This window comes from Gardnerella sp. c11Ua_71 (assembly GCF_055818025.1).
The window spans coordinates 177,950-194,585 of sequence record NZ_JARFVR010000005.1; the positions used below are offsets into that span (position 1 = coordinate 177,950).

Here is a 16,636-nt window from a genome sequence, read left to right on the forward strand (position 1 = left end):
GCCGCTGTTTTCAGCGTTTTTGCTTAATTTGTTTAAGACGCGACTATTATAAAATCATGGATTACAAACACCGCAGTATTTTAGATAGTTTGCCAAATTACAAGCAAGGCAAACCAGCGCCCGCATTAGACGGCATTCGCGCATATAAGATTTCGAGCAACGAAAACCCATTTGAGCCGTTAGAAAGCGTAAAAGACGCTATTTCTAACCGCGCGCTTGGTGTTATTAATCGTTACCCAAATATGCGTGGAACAGAAGTTGTAGAAGAGTTAGCTAAAAAGTTTAGCGTTACTCCAGATGAAGTTGTGCTTGGCTGCGGCTCCACGGAGGTTATTACGCAGCTCGTAGACTTAGTCGCGGGTCCTGGAGACGAAGTTATATACCCTTGGAGAAGCTTTGAGGCATATCCAATTATTGTTACGGGTGCTGGTGCTACAAGCGTTAAAATTCCTAATCGCGCAGATGGATCACACGATGTGGACGCAATGATTGATTCAATTAATGAGCGCACGCGTCTTGTTATTTTGAACAATCCAAACAATCCTACATCCGCGCAACTTTCTGATGAGGATGCTAGAAAGGTTTTGGATGCTGTACCAAGCGACGTTTTGGTGCTTATTGACGAAGCGTATGTGCAATTTAACAACGCAAAAGGCACGGCAGATGGCATGCAACTTTACCGCGAATATCCAAACGTTGTTGTTGCTCAAACATTCTCTAAGGCATACGGTTTAGCTGGCTTGCGCATTGGATACGCTATTGGCGCTGCAGATGTCGTAGACGGCATGAGAAAAGTGGCTGTTCCGTTTGGAGTAAGCCAAATCGCACAAGTGGCTGCCATTGCATCTTTGGAACCTCAAGCGCTTGTAGAGATGCGCAATCGCGTAGATGCGCTTGTTAAGGAGCGTGCACGCGTTGTAAGCGGCTTGCGTGAGCAAGGTTGGAATATTGCTGAGCCGTATGCAAACTTCTTCTGGATGCCGTTTGGTGAAGGCACAGAGCGAGCTAATCAGCGTTTTGTTGAGGCGGGTCTTTCTGTGCGAGCGTTTGCTGGTGAAGGTATTCGCATCACAATCGCAGAAACCGAAGCAAATGACCGTGTTCTTAAAATATGCGAGTCTTTAAAGAAAGATGGTTTTTCGCTTAAATAATCATATTTTTGACCGCATTTAGATGTGATTTTTGCCTTTCGGCGTGTCTTAATCTTGCATTAGTCTCGCGTTCGTGGCAAAATAACAAAGTTGCCGTTTGGAGATATTCTTCTCCGCTCGGAAACATTGGCGGGTTACCAGAGCGGCCAAATGGGACTGACTGTAAATCAGTTGCTTCGTGCTTCAGTGGTTCAAATCCACTACCCGCCACGCCTCGATAGCTCAGTGGTAGAGCACTTCCTTGGTAAGGAAGAGGTCGTGAGTCCGATTCTCACTCGAGGCTCTCTGGCGGGGTAGCTCAGCTGGCTAGAGCGTACGACTCATAATCGTAAGGTCAAGAGTTCGAGTCTCTTCCTCGCTACAATGGCCAGCAGGAGTTGGTCAACACACAACATTCTAGAGGTGAACGAAATGGCAAGTAAGAGCGCAGACATCCGTCCAGGCATTACGCTTGCATGCACGGAGTGCAAGGAGCGTAATTACATCACGACGAAGAATCGTCGTAATACGCCTGATCGTCTCGAGTTGAGCAAGTTCTGCCCACGTTGCGGCAAGCATACTCTCCATCGCGAGACTCGCTAAGCGAGTGAGCTTCGGCGAAGTTTTGTAGCTTTATTTACCCCGCGTTTTGCGGGGTTTTTTGTTATTTAGTGCTGTTAGGATTAGGCATATGAGTATGCAATCATCCTTATCGAAATCTGATAATCCAACTTTCGCAGACCTTACAACAATTGGGGTTGGGGGTAGTATTGCTCGTTTTGTAGAACCTAATAGCAGGGTGGCTGTTATTGAAGCTGTAGAAGATGCCGATTGTGCGGGATTGCCATTGTGCGTTATTGGTGGTGGATCTAACATGCTCGTTAGCGATGAGTCGTTTAACGGAGTTGTTGTGCGCGATGCTCGGCGTGAAATTTGTGTTTTAGATGAGGCTGCTCCTAGCGAAGATGGCGTTGATAAGGATAGTGGAGATTGTTTAGTTCACGTTAGTGCAGAAGCGGGATGCAATTGGGATGATTTTGTATCGCACACGATTCAGCTTGGATTGGAAGGCGTAGAAGCACTTTCTGGTATTCCTGGAACTGTTGGGGCATCTGTGGTGCAAAACATTGGCGCATATGGGTCAGAAGTAGCGAAAAGTGTTGAATCCGTAGAAGTTTGGGATCGTAAAGACAAAACCACTTTTTATATTGGTCTAAAAGACCTTAAATTCGGTTACCGCACGTCTGTTCTTAAGCAAAGCATGTATAGGGCGCCTGGTGTTCCTGCTGATTGCTTTTTCCCAACGCCTAGATACGTTGTTTTATCTGTTACTTTTTGCTTAAAGCATTCAAAAACGGGGATTGTTGCTCATTCGCAGCTTGCTCACGCGCTTGGCGTGCAAGTTGGAGATAGGATGGGAACATCTAAGATTCGTCGCGAAGTTTTGCGCGTTAGAGCGTCTAAGGGCATGCTTGAAGATGCTATGCGCTATGCAAACAAGTGGATGTGCTACGCAAAAAATGAAGGCGGTGTTGAGTCTGCGATTAGTCTTCAAAATGAAGACTATGTTTGTGGAGATTTGTTAGACGGCGATTCTAAGTATGCCGATCGTCATAGTTGTGGAAGTTTCTTTATGAATCCGATTTTGACAGAATCTCAGGCAGATTTGCTCCCAGAAGACGCTCCGCGATTTGACGCCACTTTGCCAGATGGTTCTAAGGGTGTTAAGACTTCTGCCGCATGGCTTATTGATCATGCAGGATTTAATAAAGGATTTAGGCTTACGCAAAACAATGGTATAAAAAGTGAGGCTGGGTTGTCTTCTTTGCATACTTTGGCATTGACCAATCGTAATAATGCAAAATGCAAAGATATTGTTGATTTAGCGCGCAAAATCATAGATGGTGTTTATGATTCTTTTGGCGTAAAACTTGTTCCAGAGCCTGTACTGATTGGCATTAACTTAGATTGTTAATGTAAGTTGTTAACACAAATTTAGCATAATTTAACATAATAAATCGCGATTTGTGTTGTGATTTTCCACTGAACACAGTACTATGCTCTTTTAATATCGTAAAAATTATTGTTTGATGGCACTTAATGTGTGTTGAACTGTATTTTTTTGTGATTAATAACATATATACCCTTATATGGAATGTTTTAGACGTAGTTTTAGAGAAGGTTGGATTATGCAAATATGGAGAAAAAAGTCTGTTGAACAGACTATTGCAGAAACAATGGATGGTGATCGCCATCTTAAGCGTACGTTAAATGCATGGGATCTTGCCGTTATGGGCGTAGCTGTGGCAGTTGGTGCTGGCATCTTCTCCGTTGGTGCTCAGGCTGCAGCGTTCCACGCAGGTCCTGCAGTTATTATTAGCTTTATCATCGCTGGTATTGTTTGCGGAACGGCTGCAATGTGCTACGCGGAGTTTGCTTCGATGATTCCTGTTGCTGGTTCTGCATACACATTTACGTATACCACAGTAGGCGAGCTTGTTGCTTGGATTATTGGTTGGGATATGATTCTGGAAATGCTTATGGCAGGATCCGTTATAGCCAAATATTGGGGCGTTTATCTTAACGATTTAATGCACTTGTTTGGTCTTAATGTATCTACTTCTGTAAAGCTGGGTAATTTTACTTTCGATCTTGCTCCAGTAGTTATCGTTGCATTCTTTACGATTATGCTTGTTGTTGGAACAAAGCTTTCTGCTCGTTTTGATGGCGCTTTAACAATCTTGAAGATTGGTATTGTTCTATTCGTTGTCGTTGTTGGATTCTTCTACATTAAAGCTTCTAACTTCACTCCATTCGTTCCACCTGCAACAGACGTTGCTAGCGTTAAGGGAATCCACGTTTCTGGCACCATGAGCCAGCCGCTTTGGCAATGGATTACTGGCATGCAGCCAGCTGTTTACGGTGTTACTGGTATTCTTTCTGGCGCAGCTCTTGTGTTCTTTGCTTTTATTGGTTTTGATGTTGTTGCAACTACTGCAGAAGAAACTAAGGATCCACACAAGAATATCCCTAGGGGCATTGGTCTCGGTCTTTTGATTGTGACTGTTCTGTACATTCTTGTGGCTGTTGTTACAACTGGCATGGTTTCATACAAGGATTTAGCTAAGCAAGAGGCTCCTTCGCTTTCTACAAGCTTTGAGCTTGTAGGCGCAACTTGGGCAGCAAAGATTATTTCTCTTGGCATTGTAATCGGCTTAACAACTGTTGTTATGGTTCTTCTTCTTGGTCTTACGCGTATCGTGTTTGCTGTGAGCCGCGATGGTTTGCTTCCACGCAGCTTCTCTAAGGTGAGCAAACGCGGAATTCCTGCACGTATTCAGATTGTTTCTGGCATTGTAGTTGCTATAATCGCTTCTACATTAGATATTGGAATTCTTTCTGATATGGTGAATATCGGTACGCTTTCTGCATTCTTGCTTGTTTCTGCAGGTGTTCCGATTATGCGTATGCGTAGACCAGATTTGCACCGATCCTTTATGGTTCCATGGAATCCAGTTTTGCCTATTTTTGCTGCGCTTTCTACGTTCTGGCTTATGCTAAACCTTTCCGTGCTTACATGGATTCGTTTTGCGATTTGGCTTGCGATTGGCTTTGCAGTATACTTCGGCTATTCCTACCGCAATTCTTTGCTTGGAAGGCAGTTACGCAAGGCTAAGAAGCTTGGTGTTCCTGTAGAGTCATTGTTTGCTCAAGATGCTGTTGCAGCTGAAAAGATGGCTCAGGGAGAATCTGAAGATCAGGCTCGTGCAGAAGCTGCTCAAGAGACAGGTAATAATTGATTATAAAATCTTGAATTAAGATATTATCTTATTTTTAGATTTATTGATTCTAATCACGTTGAGTCGGCATGCGGTTTTACGCGTGTCGACTCAATTAGTTTTGCGCGCCGTGTTTGCACTATAATAGAAAAGTTAAATTGTTTCATTAGTGCAAAATTAATGCAGAAAGGGGGCGTTTGTTATGCCTTATGTTATTGCAGAACCTTGTGTTGACGTTAAGGATAAAGCTTGTGTTGACGAGTGCCCTGTTGATTGCATTTATGAAGGCGATCGTACGCTTTATATAAACCCTAATGAATGTGTTGATTGTGGTGCTTGTGAACCAGCTTGTCCTGTAGAAGCCATTTTCTACGAGGACGATGTTCCAGAAGAGTGGGAATGGTATAAAGACGCTGCAGTAGAGTACTTTAACAAACTTGGTGATTTAGGTGGAGCGCAAGAAGCTGGTCCATCTGGCTGGGATGAAGATCGTGTAGCTGCTCTTCCTAAAAGAGATGCTTAAATACCTAGTTGCGCCGCATTGTTTCCATATTTTTCTCTTACAGCATCTAAAACATGTTCTGCGTGACTTATTCGTGCATAAGTATTTTTTACTGCGTTTTCTCTAATTGATGTTGAATTTTCGTATGTATCGTTGTTTATTGCGGTTTCTCTTTTGCTTTCTTCGAGAATGTCATTAATAGTTGGTTGAATGAACGTTTTGCTGCATTTTACAAGATTGCTAGCGCTTACTCCTGCCAGTCTAACTGGGCTTAATAAGCAAATATTATTTCCGCCTAATTTATGATTGTGTACTACAGGGTTTGCGTCCATTAACAATGCGTCAACGTGTTTATATAATTCATGGGAAGAATCCGTTGCATTTCTTAACGTTTTAGATCTAGTAACATAGTGCAAATCGCTGAATCGTAGCTTTAACGTAACAGTTTTGGTTGCCATATTGCGTTTGCGTAGTTCTTGTGCCACATCATTGCAGCAGTGCCTGATCAGGTTTTTCACTGCTGCAATATCTGTGGTGTCAGAATTGAGAGTTTGTTCTGTACCAATGGATTTTTCTGGAACATGGGGCATGACTTGCCGATTATCGATTCCGCGCGAAGTGTTATAAAGCATTTGTGCAACAATCTTAGAGCCGGCAATTCGTTCCAGAGTCTTTTCATCTATATTTCTTAGTGTTTCTATACTATTTATTCCCCATGCTGCTAGCTTTTTTGCCAGAGCTGGTCCAATTCCTGGTATTGCTCGTAATGGCATTATTGACACAAAGTCAGCGTTGCGGTTCTGGGGGACAACCAGCATTCCATTTGGCTTTGCATTTGTTGATGCCATTTTTGCTATTAATTTATTGGATGCTATTCCCACTGAGCAGGTGATATGAAACTTACGCGCGACTTCGCTTCGTATCCATTCGCCTATAACAATAGGCGAATGCCAGCGTAAAAGTGCGGAGTTAACATCCATATAACATTCGTCTACAGAGACTCGTTCAACCCTATCTGTGATTTTTGAAAAAACCTCCTTAAAAATCCTAGATGAAATGGAAACGTAGTATGGCATATCTACCGGTAAGAAAATGCCATTAGGGCACAAGCTTCGTGCTCGCGCTGTAGGCATAGCTGAATTGACGCCATACTTACGTGCCTCGTAGCTGGCTGCCGAAACTACGGAGCGCGAGCCTGTACCAATAATCACAGGTTTACCAAGCAACCTAGGATTACGCGCCGCCTCGAGTGATGCATAAAACGCATCCATATCGATATGAAGTATTGTGCAGCCAGACGTGTCATGCCCCCAGTCGCGTTTAGCTGCTGTAACTCGCGGTGCTGTGCTCATGGATTTATGGTAGAACAAACGTTCGATTTTATCTATAGTGTGTCGCAATAAATTTTACGAAAAATATAGTCAAAAATATGCAAATATAACTACTGCCGTGTAGGGTATGCTGTATGAAACAAATCATAGTGAACGCGCTAAATCGCATGCCTGTTTTGCTGATTGTTGTTGTAGAAGCAGCGATGGTTTATTTAGCAACATCAATAGCGAAAGTCGCGTTTAGTCAGCTCGATCCGTTGTATTCTGTGTGGTATCGCGTTGGATTTATGGCTTTGTTTTTGATTGCTTGGAGAAGACCTTTTTCGCACCATAAGCGCGCGCGCAATTCTTTGCCTAAAACGTTAAAAGAATGGTTAATTGTTGTTGCAGTAGGAATTTCCGTTGTTCTTATGAACACCATGTTTTATTTAGCTATTAGTTGCATGGCTGTGGGGGTCGCAGTAACTATCGAGTTTGTAGGACCTTTAATGGTTGCTGTTATAACAGGTAAAACGTGGCGTGAGCGTATTGGTATAGTTATTGCCGCGTGTGGAATAGTGCTTCTTGCAAGCGCTTCTATGGGTTCTAATGAAAGCCCGCATTTCCTTGTTGGATTAGTTGCAATTCTTATTGGCGGATCCATGTGGGGAATGTATATTGTCTCTGGGCGAATGTTGGCTAGAGGTTCTAATGCCATAGACAGAGTTAGTGTAGCTATTTTAATTGGATGGTTGTTGCAGTCTAGTGTACTTGCCGTTCCTGCGATTTCTCATGTTATATACCCTAAGCCAGGAGCTACTTGGGCTGCACAGTCTGGCGGTTCTATAAAGCTTTTAGCTTTGATGGTTGTTATTGCGATATGCGCATCTTTTATTCCTACGCTGTTGGATCAAGTTCTTTTAAAGCGCGTGTCTTCGGCAAGATATTCTGTTATGCAGGCTTTATATCCTGCTATTGCGGCAGTTGTGGGAATGGGATTTGGAGAAGTGCCAACTTGGATTGATGTTTGTGGAATGGCTCTAGTTATGTTGGCTGTTGCGATTACATTTTCGGGAGACCATAATCCTGCATAAATCTTGCTGTTTGGCTATTCAATCCACTTTTGTGTGTTTGGTGTGTCGCTGAAGCATTGTGCACGTCCTCAAGAGGTGATATAGTCTGAATCTGTTGCTATCTTGAATAGCTACAAAGTGGAGTCATGCCTGAGTGGCCGATAGGGGCACCCTGCTAAGGTGTTAGTCGTGTAAGCGGCTCGAGAGTTCGAATCTCTCTGACTCCGCGGTTTTAGCTCTAAATCGTTGATTTTTCAATGATTTAGAGCTTCTTGCGTTTGTGCAGATTCCCGTAATTACAATTTTTCCTTGAGATATTTTGGGCTATTTCTCAGGTTGTTTCCCATTGAATAGTCGCCAGCAACCGCAAGAATTGTGTATAACAATGTGGATAACTACCCTCTAAAATAGCCTTTAACCACATTGATAGATTTTTATTTACATAATTAAATCCCTAAATCATAGTTAGAGCATGAGCGATTTTTCGTTCATCGTGGCTAGCAAAACGTTTGTCACGTAAGAGAAAACAACGTTTAAGGAGTTGATATGGGAAAACATGGATGTAAAAAGATTCCAATCTTTTTACGCAATAAGCGCACGCGAATGTTCTCTTTACTGACAGCGTTGCTGGCGACTATTGCAATTGTTGTTGGAAATGGTGTAATTAGCGGAGCATATGCGTTTGACGATATTCCTACGTATATAAGCAATTACTCTGGTTGCGGAGCTGAAGGTGACTATAAAGGATTGTATTCAGTTAATGACGACATTACATATTGCGTTGATCTTCATGAGTCTGGAAACGCGTTTGCAGATACTTCTTGGGGTCCTGTAGTAAATAATCGTGATGTTGCGATTGCTGCAATGATGATAAAACTGAGCGTTAATGGAAAGTATTGGCGCGGTGACTATAGAGACAGAGTCGCAATTGCTTATGCTATTCATGAACATTTTGAAGATAAAGACAAATGGAATAATGCGAAACAGCATTCGTTCACCAGTACTAAAGATTTTAGTGAAATAGCTGCTAAAGCTGATGAACTTTGGAATGAAGCTGCTAGCAAAATTCCTACAAAAGTTTCATTTGAAAATTTGTATGGGACTTCAGGCAGTTCTGGTGAAATAAAAGTAAAAGCAGAAGGAGTTCTAAGAACAGCATATAACGGTGATGACGGTGTTGATTTTAAAATAACTGCATCGAATGGAAATATTATGTTCAAAGATAACTATTATTACAACAATAGTGAATTAAAAGCAGAACGCAAAGGTTTTATACGTACAGACAAAGATTATTCAGATGAATTTGTTTGGGTTGCGTCTGGAGAAGGCAAAGTTGATATTAATGGCGAATATTATCTTCCAAACTTGGAGAGAAGAGATACAAAAAGCGGTTGCTACTTGCTTAGATTATCTCAATCTCCTGTGAAATATAATATTGATAGTTCGATTTCTATTGATGCGCATAGAGATTTTTACCCAGCTGTTACATCAAAATCTGAAGTTAAAAAGTTAAAACTAGGCGATTCTGTAGAAGGTAATGTAAAAAGTAGCGTTAATAACGAAGAGAATAAGCCTTGGATTGAAAATAAGAAGATTCGTGCGCGCGGATACTACTTTGTAGGATCGTATGAAAATATTCTAAAAGAACGTGCAGTGGGTAGTAGCGTAGATGACTACATAAAAGAGTTGCGCGCTGATTCTAGCATTAGACAAGTAGGTGCAAGTGACGTTTACTTTACTAAATCAGGTGAAGAAGCTAAAACAGTTGTTCATGTAACAAATGGAGATATGAAACCAGAAAATCTTGAAAAAGCAACAGAATATAAAGTTGGTGAACAAGATGCTGGACTATTTGGTACATGGGTTTGGACTATTGCTAAAAACGAGCAAGATAATGACGTTAAAGATTTTGTTTCTAGTGATTTTATTGAAGGTTTTGGTAAAGCACAATCTACTTTAACTCATATGGCAAAAGTAAACATAAAACATGTTAAAAATGCTAAAAATAAAGATTCAAATGAAGTATCAGATACGATTGTTGTTAGTGGCGCGCCAAAAGATTACGGAATGTTTAAAGGCAATAAAGAGTATGGATTTGATGGCGATGAAAATATGAAAGTTCGCTTGTGGTGGATTGGGTATGAAAATGGCACTGTTGATAAAGAGTCTATGAGTAAGTTAAATCCAAAATCAGATAAAGAGCCTGAGGAAGACGATAATCACAAGAAAATTGGCGAATGGTCAGTTCCGCTTAGAAATGGCGTTTATACGATTGCTAACGGAAAAGTGATGCTAAAGGAAGATTCTGCGGATGGCGCTGGTAATAGTGGTGCTGTTGGCAATAGTGAAAAGGGTAATGAAAAAGAAGAGTCAGAGCTTGGAAAGAAAGTTGCCGATATTGTTAATTTGAAGTCTGGCAATTCGGGCGAAAGTGGAATGTATGTGTTTGTATATGATTTCCCTGGTTCTTCTAGAGCAGAAGCGTTTAAAACAGCGTTTAACGATGAAGACAGTAGAAGAAGATTTATTCAAGAAAAAGAAGAGCATAAAACAGTAAATAATAATTCTGAAGGTAATACTGGTGACGCAAAGCCGAATAGTGATGCCAAGCCAAGTGGAGACGCAAAGCCGAGTGGTGAAAGTAAGCCAAGTGGTGACGTTAAACCAAATGGTAATAAGCCAGATGGTGATGCAAAGCCGAGCAATAATAAACCAAGTGGTGATGCGAAGCCGAGCGGTGACGTTAAGCCGAATGGTGGTGATAAACCGAGTGGTGAAAGTAAGCCAAGTGGTGATGCGAAGCCGAATGGTGGTAATAAAAGTGATAACGTATCTACGAATAACAATGATAATAAAGTAAACAACAATGATAATAAAGTAGAAGAATCTGGTGAAGTCACTAAGAATGAGATAGATCCAAAAACGTCTGCTGGAGGCGCTGTTGTAGACAATATCGTCAACAAGCAAGACTCTCATGATCAAGGTGCGCAACAAAATAATAAACAAGATACTCAGTCAAATACGCAGCCAAATACTAATCAAAATACACAAAGTCAAGGCAATAGTGCCCAAACTGCGCAGAATCAAGGTGGTCAAAATGCTGGTTCGCAAAAACAACATAAGCAAACTGGTGATGTTGAAGGTAAACAAAATAGCAATATTAATGTAGATAGTTCTCAGAGTGGTTCTGATTCTCATTCTGCTGTTAATAGTGATAATACAAATGTAAACGGTTCTTCGCAAAAGAATAATGAAAGTAACAAAGTCGATAAAAGTGATAAAGAAAATAATGCTGGCGTAGTAGATAAAACAAACGCAGGTAAATCAGGTAAATCAGATAATGCTGGGAATGCTGGTAACACAGATAATGCTGGTAAATCAGATAATGCAAGAAACGCTGGTAGTGCTGGTAAATCAGATAAATCTGTGAATGCAGAGAATACGGACAATGCTGATAATGAGAATTTGAGTAGCAAAAATGTTCACAGTGATAAAGCAGATAAGTCATCTAAGAAAGATTCTGGTAGTAGTGTAACTGTGCATAAAGGCAATACGAATAGTGATAAAAAAGATGGTCGCACAACAAAGAGAACAGCTTCTGCAGCGGTTTCCAACCTAAATACTGATGAACAGAATGATAATAAATCTAAAAAAGAAGCATCTGATTTAGGATCTGAGTCTCTTGCAGAAAGCCAATCAGAGTATACAAATACAAAAAGGAATAAGCGCAGGCATGCTCGTGCAGGTGTTGTAAGTGCCACATCTTTATTTAATGCTGGTATAAAAATTGAGAGTGTCTTGATGTTTTCTATGGCAGTATTACTTATTGCTGGTGCTATAGTTTTGGGAAAAAATATATATCGCGTTGTATATTAACAAAATATTAAATACAAATAAAATTGTTGCGTTGTATAATATGCATAATTTATTCTATAGATATCGTTTTCTATAGATATAGTTTATTGACGTGGCGTAGTTTATGCATGCATACTATACAACGCACAATTTTGATATAGACAATATGTAAGAAGTGCTGTTTATATTACGAGGTTTTATATGAGCGACTACAACATAGATAAAGAAAAAATGTTGGTTCGTCTACATAGGGTATGTGGACAGGTTCATGCTGTTGAGAATATGATCGAAAAGGGAGAAGATTATACAAATATTCTTATGCAGCTTTCTGCTTCTACTGCAGCTCTTAGAGCTGTTGCCCTTATAGTTGCTCATCAGGAAATCTCAAAAGCTTTAGAGGCTGCTCAAAATGCTTCAGATCAAAAAGTTACCGACAAGAAAGTTGCCGAACTTGTTGATGTTGTAGATCATTTAATGAGATACGATAAATCGTGATTTGTGATTCTAACGGTTTCGTATAATTTATCGATAGCGTTTAAAACTGTTTGAATTGAAAACGATTTGAATATTAAGTATGAATAATATGCGAACCGTAACTGATTTATGCGAAAATCCTGCGCACTTTGCCTTCGTGGAAAAGAAGTCTGAATTTATTTCAGATGCTTGCCATATAACAACTCTTGAAGAAGCAATAGATTTTGTAGAGTCTATTAGGCTAAAACATCCTAAGGCGCGGCACGTGGCTTATGCTGCTGTGTGCGGAGACAATAATGGCAGACTGTGTGAGCGCATGAGTGACGACGGAGAGCCTTCAGGTACTGCTGGGAAGCCTATTCTAGATGTTGTAAGGGCTTCTAATCTTACAGATACAGTTGTAACAGTTACGCGTTATTTTGGTGGGATTTTGCTTGGCTCTGGTGGATTGATGCGCGCTTACTCACATGCAGCAGCTGGCGCTATACAGTCGAGCAAAATGGCAGATATCATAGAATGTAATTGTTTTTCTTGCAAAGTCGAATATGCTCAGCTAAGAATGTTTAAACGCTTATTGCTAAAGCATAACGCAGAAATTATGGATGAAGAATACGGAATTTCTGTAGATTTAAAGGTTTGTGTTCCTTTTGAAGAATCAGATAGATTTTTAGAATCAGTGAAAAATACATTTTCAGCTATAATAATTCCTAAATCATGTGGTGTTTACAGTAGGATTTCCTGATAAAGTTTTCTCACCTTGTCTGTTTTAGAATTTGTGGCGTAAAACTGATACATTATATTGGATATTGGTAGCTAAAAGGTTGGTGAGTAGATTATGAGTGATATACAAGATCAAAATAATCTTGAACACAATGATGATTCGCGTAGTAATTCTCATGACGATTCTCATGAAATTTATGAGCCTTTGACATCTATTTATGAGCGTTTACGCCACTCCAGTAACTCTAAAGAGCTTCACGAATTTGCTGTAAAAGAACTCCCAGATAGAGCAGATCAAGCAGAATTTTCTAGGGCTACGGCATTACTAGAAGCTGTAGCAGGCAACATAAATACTCCAGAAGAAGATCGTATTCATCTAGCAACAGTGATGCCATTCCCTAATATTTTGGTTAAACTTTCACAGGATAAATCTGATAACGTTCGTTTAGCTGTTGCTAAAAATCGTAATGCTAAAAATTGGCTAGTAGGAAGACTTACTAAAGATTCTTGCGGAGAAGTTAGAGATGCTGCATTGTGCAATCCACAGACATCATGGAAAATGCGTCTCGAGGGTGCTCAAACCGAAGGCGTTGGGGCAAAAACATTAGATTACTTAGCCTCACTTGGTGTAGATGAAGAAAGTAAGGATTCGCCAGTACTTTCCGCAATGGTAAGAAGAGCAGTGGCGCTTAATCCTGGTGTGTCGCAGTCAACATTGATGTCTTTGTCAAAAGACAAAGACCCAGATGTTTCCTCTGCCGCATTAGAAGTTTTAAATAAATAAAGTTTTAAATAAATAAAAAAATTTAGATAAGTCTTGAGTGTAAAATTAAATTAAACAATAATTACATACGTTTGCATAAAAAACTCACATATATACTACGATGGAAACTATGAACAATACAAATGAAGAAAGTACTCAGCAGACAAGCCCATTAAGGCGTTTGGCTGAGTTAATGGGAGTACGCTCCAAATTCGTTGGATCGGATGGAATAGAACATCAGATTGCTGATAACGTGCTTGTAAAAGTATTGCGCTCGCTGTGCGTAGATGCAAGCACCGATAAAGCGATTGAAGAATCAATGCAGAAGATTCTTTTGGAACGTCATACACGTTTAATTGCTCCAACGGTGTTGCATACGGTTGGTAAAGAAGACACCGTTATAATCAACACAGGTATTTTGGAGTATCCTACAGCAACTTTGATATTGGAAGATGGAGAACAGTACAAAGGTGACTTGCAGATTTCTCCATGCAAAGATGATGTTGCGTTCCCTGTTAATGGTACTTTTGTGGCAAGCTCTTTGTTGACGATTCCAGCAGACGTGCCTATGGGGTATCACACTCTACGAGTAAGCGTCGCGGATCGAGTAGAAGAGGCGTCACTTATTAGTGCTCCAGAAAGCATTGATACTCTAGAAAAGCTTGAAAAAGATGGAAAGCAGATTTGGGGATGGATGGCTCAGCTTTATTCCATTCGTTCTTCTAAGTCTTGGGGTGTTGGCGATTACGCAGATTTAGCTGATCTTCTTGTGCAATCAAAGAAAAAAACAGGTGCAGATTTTGTGCTTGTAAACCCATTGCATGCAGGTGAACCAGTTGCTCCATTAACACCATCTCCTTATTTGCCAGTTGCAAGAGGAATGGTTAATGTAACCTATATTCGCCCAGAAATAATTCCAGAATATGATTCGCTTAATGATAAGGATCGTAAGACTGTTGACGATCTTCATAACGAAGTAGAGCCTCTTAATAATGATGCTCAAATTGTTGATCGTGACTCCATGTGGCGAGTAAAAATGCATGCTTTGTGGATTATTTTTAAGTCTGGGCTTTCTGCTGAACGCTCCGAAGAATTTGAAGCATTTAAGCAGGACATGGGTGAGCGTCTTGAATCTTATGCAACTTGGTGCCTTTGCTACGATAAGTGGGGTGCTCCTAAGGGAGAAGACTGCTGGGAGAAGCATCTTACTAAAGATTCCGATGAGATTAGCGCTTTATGTAAACAATTCCCAGATACTCTAGAGTTTTATCGTTGGCTTGAGTGGATTGCGTTTATGCAATTGCATGATGCTCAAGTTGCAGCTAAAAATGCGGGTATGCGCATTGGCATTATGTCGGATATGGCTGTTGGCGTGCACCCATCAGGATCCGAGGTTTGGTGGAATCCAGAGCGATTTGCCAATGGTGCTTGCGTAGGTGCGCCTCCTGATTACTTCAATCAGCAGGGTCAAAACTGGTCTCAGCCTCCGCTTAATCCATTCGAGCTTGAGCGCACTGGATTTAAAGTGTACAAAGATATGGTTCACGGAATGTTTGCGTCTGCTGGCGCTGTGCGAATTGACCATATTCTTGGGCTTTTCCGCTTATGGTGGATTCCAGAAGGATCTACTCCAGGTGACGGAGCTTACGTTTACTACGATGCAGATGTTATGCTTGGCATTCTTGCGATTGAAGCCACGCGCGCAAATGGTGTTGTAGTTGGAGAAGACCTTGGTGTTGTGCCAGCTGAAACTTTGGAAGTTTTGGCTAAGAATAAGGTTCTTGGATGCACAGTTGAGTGGTTTGAACAAGGGGACGGCGAATTCCGCGAGCCTAAGAAGTGGCGCGAAATGACACTTGCTTCTGTAAACACTCACGATTTGCCACCTGCTGCAGGCTACTTAAACTACGAGCACGTTAATATTCGCGAGCGTTTGAATCTTCTTTCGGGATCCGTAGAAGAATTCCGCGCTGGTGCTGTTAAAGAGCATAATGCGATGCTGAAAATGCTTGTTTCTGGAGGTTTCTTAGACAAGAAGGCTCTAGAAAATGAATCTGAGCATGAGCAAGAGATTGTAGAAGCATTATATCGAGCACTTAAAGCTGCTCCTTCCAAGCTGCTTGCTGCATCCATTGTTGATGCAACGGGTGAGCATCGTGCTCAGAATCAGCCTGGCACCAATGATGAATATCCAAATTGGCGTATTCCTTTGGCTGATGCTAATTGTAATCCTGTTCTTTTAGACAACTTATTTGACTTGCCTAGAGTTAAGTCTTTAGCGCAAATCATGAATAAGTAGTTCTAGATGCGTGATTAATTGCGGGCTGCAGCGTTTGTTGATATTCGTGAGCGTTGCAGTCCGCATTGTATGTAAAATAGAAACTTGCAAATAGTCGTCATATGGCGATATACTTGCAGATTGTTGTGTTTCCCTAAGGGGTCCTTCAAAGCGCTTTTCCCACTCGCCATCGAGGACTTTCAGGGAGCCCACGGATTATGAGCAGCATATCTCCTATAAACCAAGAAGATATAAAGCTCGAAACACAATAGAGAAAAGGTACGATTGTGAAGACTTTCACACCGAAACCAGCAGATTTAACTCATGACTGGTATATTATCGACGCCACTGATGTGGTGCTTGGTCGTTTGGCTTCCCAAGTAGCCATTTTGCTGCGTGGTAAGAATAAGCCAACATTTGCTCCTCATGCTGATTCTGGCAATCACGTCATTATCATTAATGCAGATAAGATTGCTTTAACTGGCAATAAGTTGAGCAAGGAATTGTATTCTCACTCTGGTCGTCCAGGTGGACTTCGTCGCGACAGCTATGCTGAGCTTTTGGAGAAGAATCCAAAGCGCATCATCGTTTCCGCTGTGAGGGGAATGCTTCCAAAGAATCGTCTTGCTAAGGTTCAGCTTGATCGCCTTCGTGTGTTCACTGGTGCTGAGCATCCTCATATTTCGCAAAAACCACAGGTCTTCGAGATCTCTCAGGTCTCTCAGCAGGCTAAGTGAATCGTAAGGAGAATA

General features: G+C 41.1%; 13 protein-coding genes and 4 tRNA genes. 16 read left to right on the top strand and 1 reads right to left on the bottom strand.

All coding sequences use genetic code 11. From position 1 onward, the window contains the following. The first annotated feature begins 56 nt into the window (after positions 1–56). The 8 genes from hisC (at position 57) to fdxA (ending at position 5,432) form a co-directional block, all read left to right on the top strand. The gene (gene hisC, locus P0106_RS05580; protein WP_473730549.1) at positions 57–1,151 is read left to right on the top strand and encodes a histidinol-phosphate transaminase; all 1,095 of its coding nucleotides are present in this window, start codon (positions 57–59) and stop codon (positions 1,149–1,151) included. Between the two features lie 128 nt (positions 1,152–1,279). Continuing rightward, positions 1,280–1,361: transfer RNA gene (locus tag P0106_RS05585), tRNA-Tyr, on the top strand. 1 nt (position 1,362) lies between these two features. Continuing rightward, a tRNA-Thr gene (locus tag P0106_RS05590) sits at positions 1,363–1,434 on the top strand. A gap of 4 nt (positions 1,435–1,438) precedes the next feature. Then, positions 1,439–1,512: transfer RNA gene (locus tag P0106_RS05595), tRNA-Met, on the top strand. Positions 1,513–1,562: 50 nt separating this feature from the next. Continuing rightward, positions 1,563–1,733 (top strand): 50S ribosomal protein L33, encoded by a 171-nt coding sequence (gene rpmG / locus P0106_RS05600; protein ID WP_004114322.1) that lies wholly within the window; start codon positions 1,563–1,565, stop codon positions 1,731–1,733. Between the two features lie 88 nt (positions 1,734–1,821). Next, on the top strand, positions 1,822–3,105 hold the full coding sequence (locus tag P0106_RS05605) for an FAD-binding protein (RefSeq protein ID WP_410310068.1): 1,284 nt from the start codon (positions 1,822–1,824) through the stop codon (positions 3,103–3,105). A gap of 214 nt (positions 3,106–3,319) precedes the next feature. After that, positions 3,320–4,930, top strand: coding sequence for an APC family permease (locus P0106_RS05610; protein WP_174143091.1), 1,611 nt, complete (start codon positions 3,320–3,322; stop codon positions 4,928–4,930). Positions 4,931–5,111: 181 nt separating this feature from the next. Then, positions 5,112–5,432: a ferredoxin gene (gene fdxA, locus P0106_RS05615; protein ID WP_004114327.1), complete on the top strand. Its 321-nt coding sequence runs from the start codon at positions 5,112–5,114 to the stop codon at positions 5,430–5,432. Here the strand turns inward: fdxA and dinB are convergent. Further along, positions 5,429–6,763: a DNA polymerase IV gene (gene dinB, locus P0106_RS05620; protein ID WP_410310069.1), complete on the bottom strand. Its 1,335-nt coding sequence runs from the start codon at positions 6,761–6,763 to the stop codon at positions 5,429–5,431. The two genes, fdxA and dinB, sit on opposite strands and share 4 nt — an antisense overlap. Positions 6,764–6,876: 113 nt before the next feature. Here dinB and P0106_RS05625 point away from each other — a divergent pair, with 113 nt between their 5' ends. The 8 genes from P0106_RS05625 to rplM all read left to right on the top strand — a co-directional run bounded on the left by P0106_RS05625 (position 6,877) and on the right by rplM (position 16,621). Further along, the gene (locus tag P0106_RS05625) at positions 6,877–7,815 is read left to right on the top strand and encodes an EamA family transporter (protein ID WP_065189500.1); all 939 of its coding nucleotides are present in this window, start codon (positions 6,877–6,879) and stop codon (positions 7,813–7,815) included. 119 nt (positions 7,816–7,934) lie between these two features. Continuing rightward, positions 7,935–8,021, top strand: a tRNA-Ser gene (locus P0106_RS05630). A gap of 319 nt (positions 8,022–8,340) precedes the next feature. Further along, the gene (locus tag P0106_RS05635; RefSeq protein WP_473730550.1) at positions 8,341–11,670 is read left to right on the top strand and encodes an MSCRAMM family adhesin; all 3,330 of its coding nucleotides are present in this window, start codon (positions 8,341–8,343) and stop codon (positions 11,668–11,670) included. 180 nt (positions 11,671–11,850) lie between these two features. After that, on the top strand, positions 11,851–12,144 hold the full coding sequence (locus tag P0106_RS05640; RefSeq protein ID WP_004114342.1) for a metal-sensitive transcriptional regulator: 294 nt from the start codon (positions 11,851–11,853) through the stop codon (positions 12,142–12,144). Positions 12,145–12,223: 79 nt separating this feature from the next. Beyond that, a complete protein-coding gene (locus P0106_RS05645) occupies positions 12,224–12,865 on the top strand; it encodes an IMPACT family protein (RefSeq protein ID WP_101891734.1) in 642 nt (213 codons plus the stop codon). Positions 12,866–12,958: 93 nt separating this feature from the next. Beyond that, on the top strand, positions 12,959–13,627 hold the full coding sequence (locus tag P0106_RS05650) for an AbrB family transcriptional regulator (RefSeq protein WP_473730551.1): 669 nt from the start codon (positions 12,959–12,961) through the stop codon (positions 13,625–13,627). A 109-nt stretch (positions 13,628–13,736) separates the two neighbouring features. Beyond that, positions 13,737–15,905, top strand: a complete 2,169-nt coding sequence (malQ, locus tag P0106_RS05655; RefSeq protein ID WP_473730552.1) for a 4-alpha-glucanotransferase — start codon at positions 13,737–13,739, stop codon at positions 15,903–15,905. Between the two features lie 266 nt (positions 15,906–16,171). Next, positions 16,172–16,621, top strand: a complete 450-nt coding sequence (gene rplM, locus P0106_RS05660; protein WP_004114349.1) for a 50S ribosomal protein L13 — start codon at positions 16,172–16,174, stop codon at positions 16,619–16,621. Positions 16,622–16,636: the final 15 nt, after the last annotated feature.

Bases quoted from the DNA above. Each gene is read 5' to 3' on its own strand.
- P0106_RS05605 (WP_410310068.1), top strand. From the start codon at position 1,822: ATGAGTATGCAATCATCCTTATCGAAATCTGATAATCCAACTTTCGCA.
- P0106_RS05625 (WP_065189500.1), top strand. From the start codon at position 6,877: ATGAAACAAATCATAGTGAACGCGCTAAATCGCATGCCTGTTTTGCTG.
- rpmG (WP_004114322.1), top strand. From the start codon at position 1,563: ATGGCAAGTAAGAGCGCAGACATCCGTCCAGGCATTACGCTTGCATGC.
- P0106_RS05635 (WP_473730550.1), top strand. From the start codon at position 8,341: ATGGGAAAACATGGATGTAAAAAGATTCCAATCTTTTTACGCAATAAG.
- malQ (WP_473730552.1), top strand. From the start codon at position 13,737: ATGAACAATACAAATGAAGAAAGTACTCAGCAGACAAGCCCATTAAGG.
- P0106_RS05640 (WP_004114342.1), top strand. From the start codon at position 11,851: ATGAGCGACTACAACATAGATAAAGAAAAAATGTTGGTTCGTCTACAT.
- P0106_RS05650 (WP_473730551.1), top strand. From the start codon at position 12,959: ATGAGTGATATACAAGATCAAAATAATCTTGAACACAATGATGATTCG.
- P0106_RS05645 (WP_101891734.1), top strand. From the start codon at position 12,224: ATGAATAATATGCGAACCGTAACTGATTTATGCGAAAATCCTGCGCAC.
- hisC (WP_473730549.1), top strand. From the start codon at position 57: ATGGATTACAAACACCGCAGTATTTTAGATAGTTTGCCAAATTACAAG.
- fdxA (WP_004114327.1), top strand. From the start codon at position 5,112: ATGCCTTATGTTATTGCAGAACCTTGTGTTGACGTTAAGGATAAAGCT.
- dinB (WP_410310069.1), bottom strand. From the start codon at position 6,763: ATGAGCACAGCACCGCGAGTTACAGCAGCTAAACGCGACTGGGGGCAT.
- P0106_RS05610 (WP_174143091.1), top strand. From the start codon at position 3,320: ATGCAAATATGGAGAAAAAAGTCTGTTGAACAGACTATTGCAGAAACA.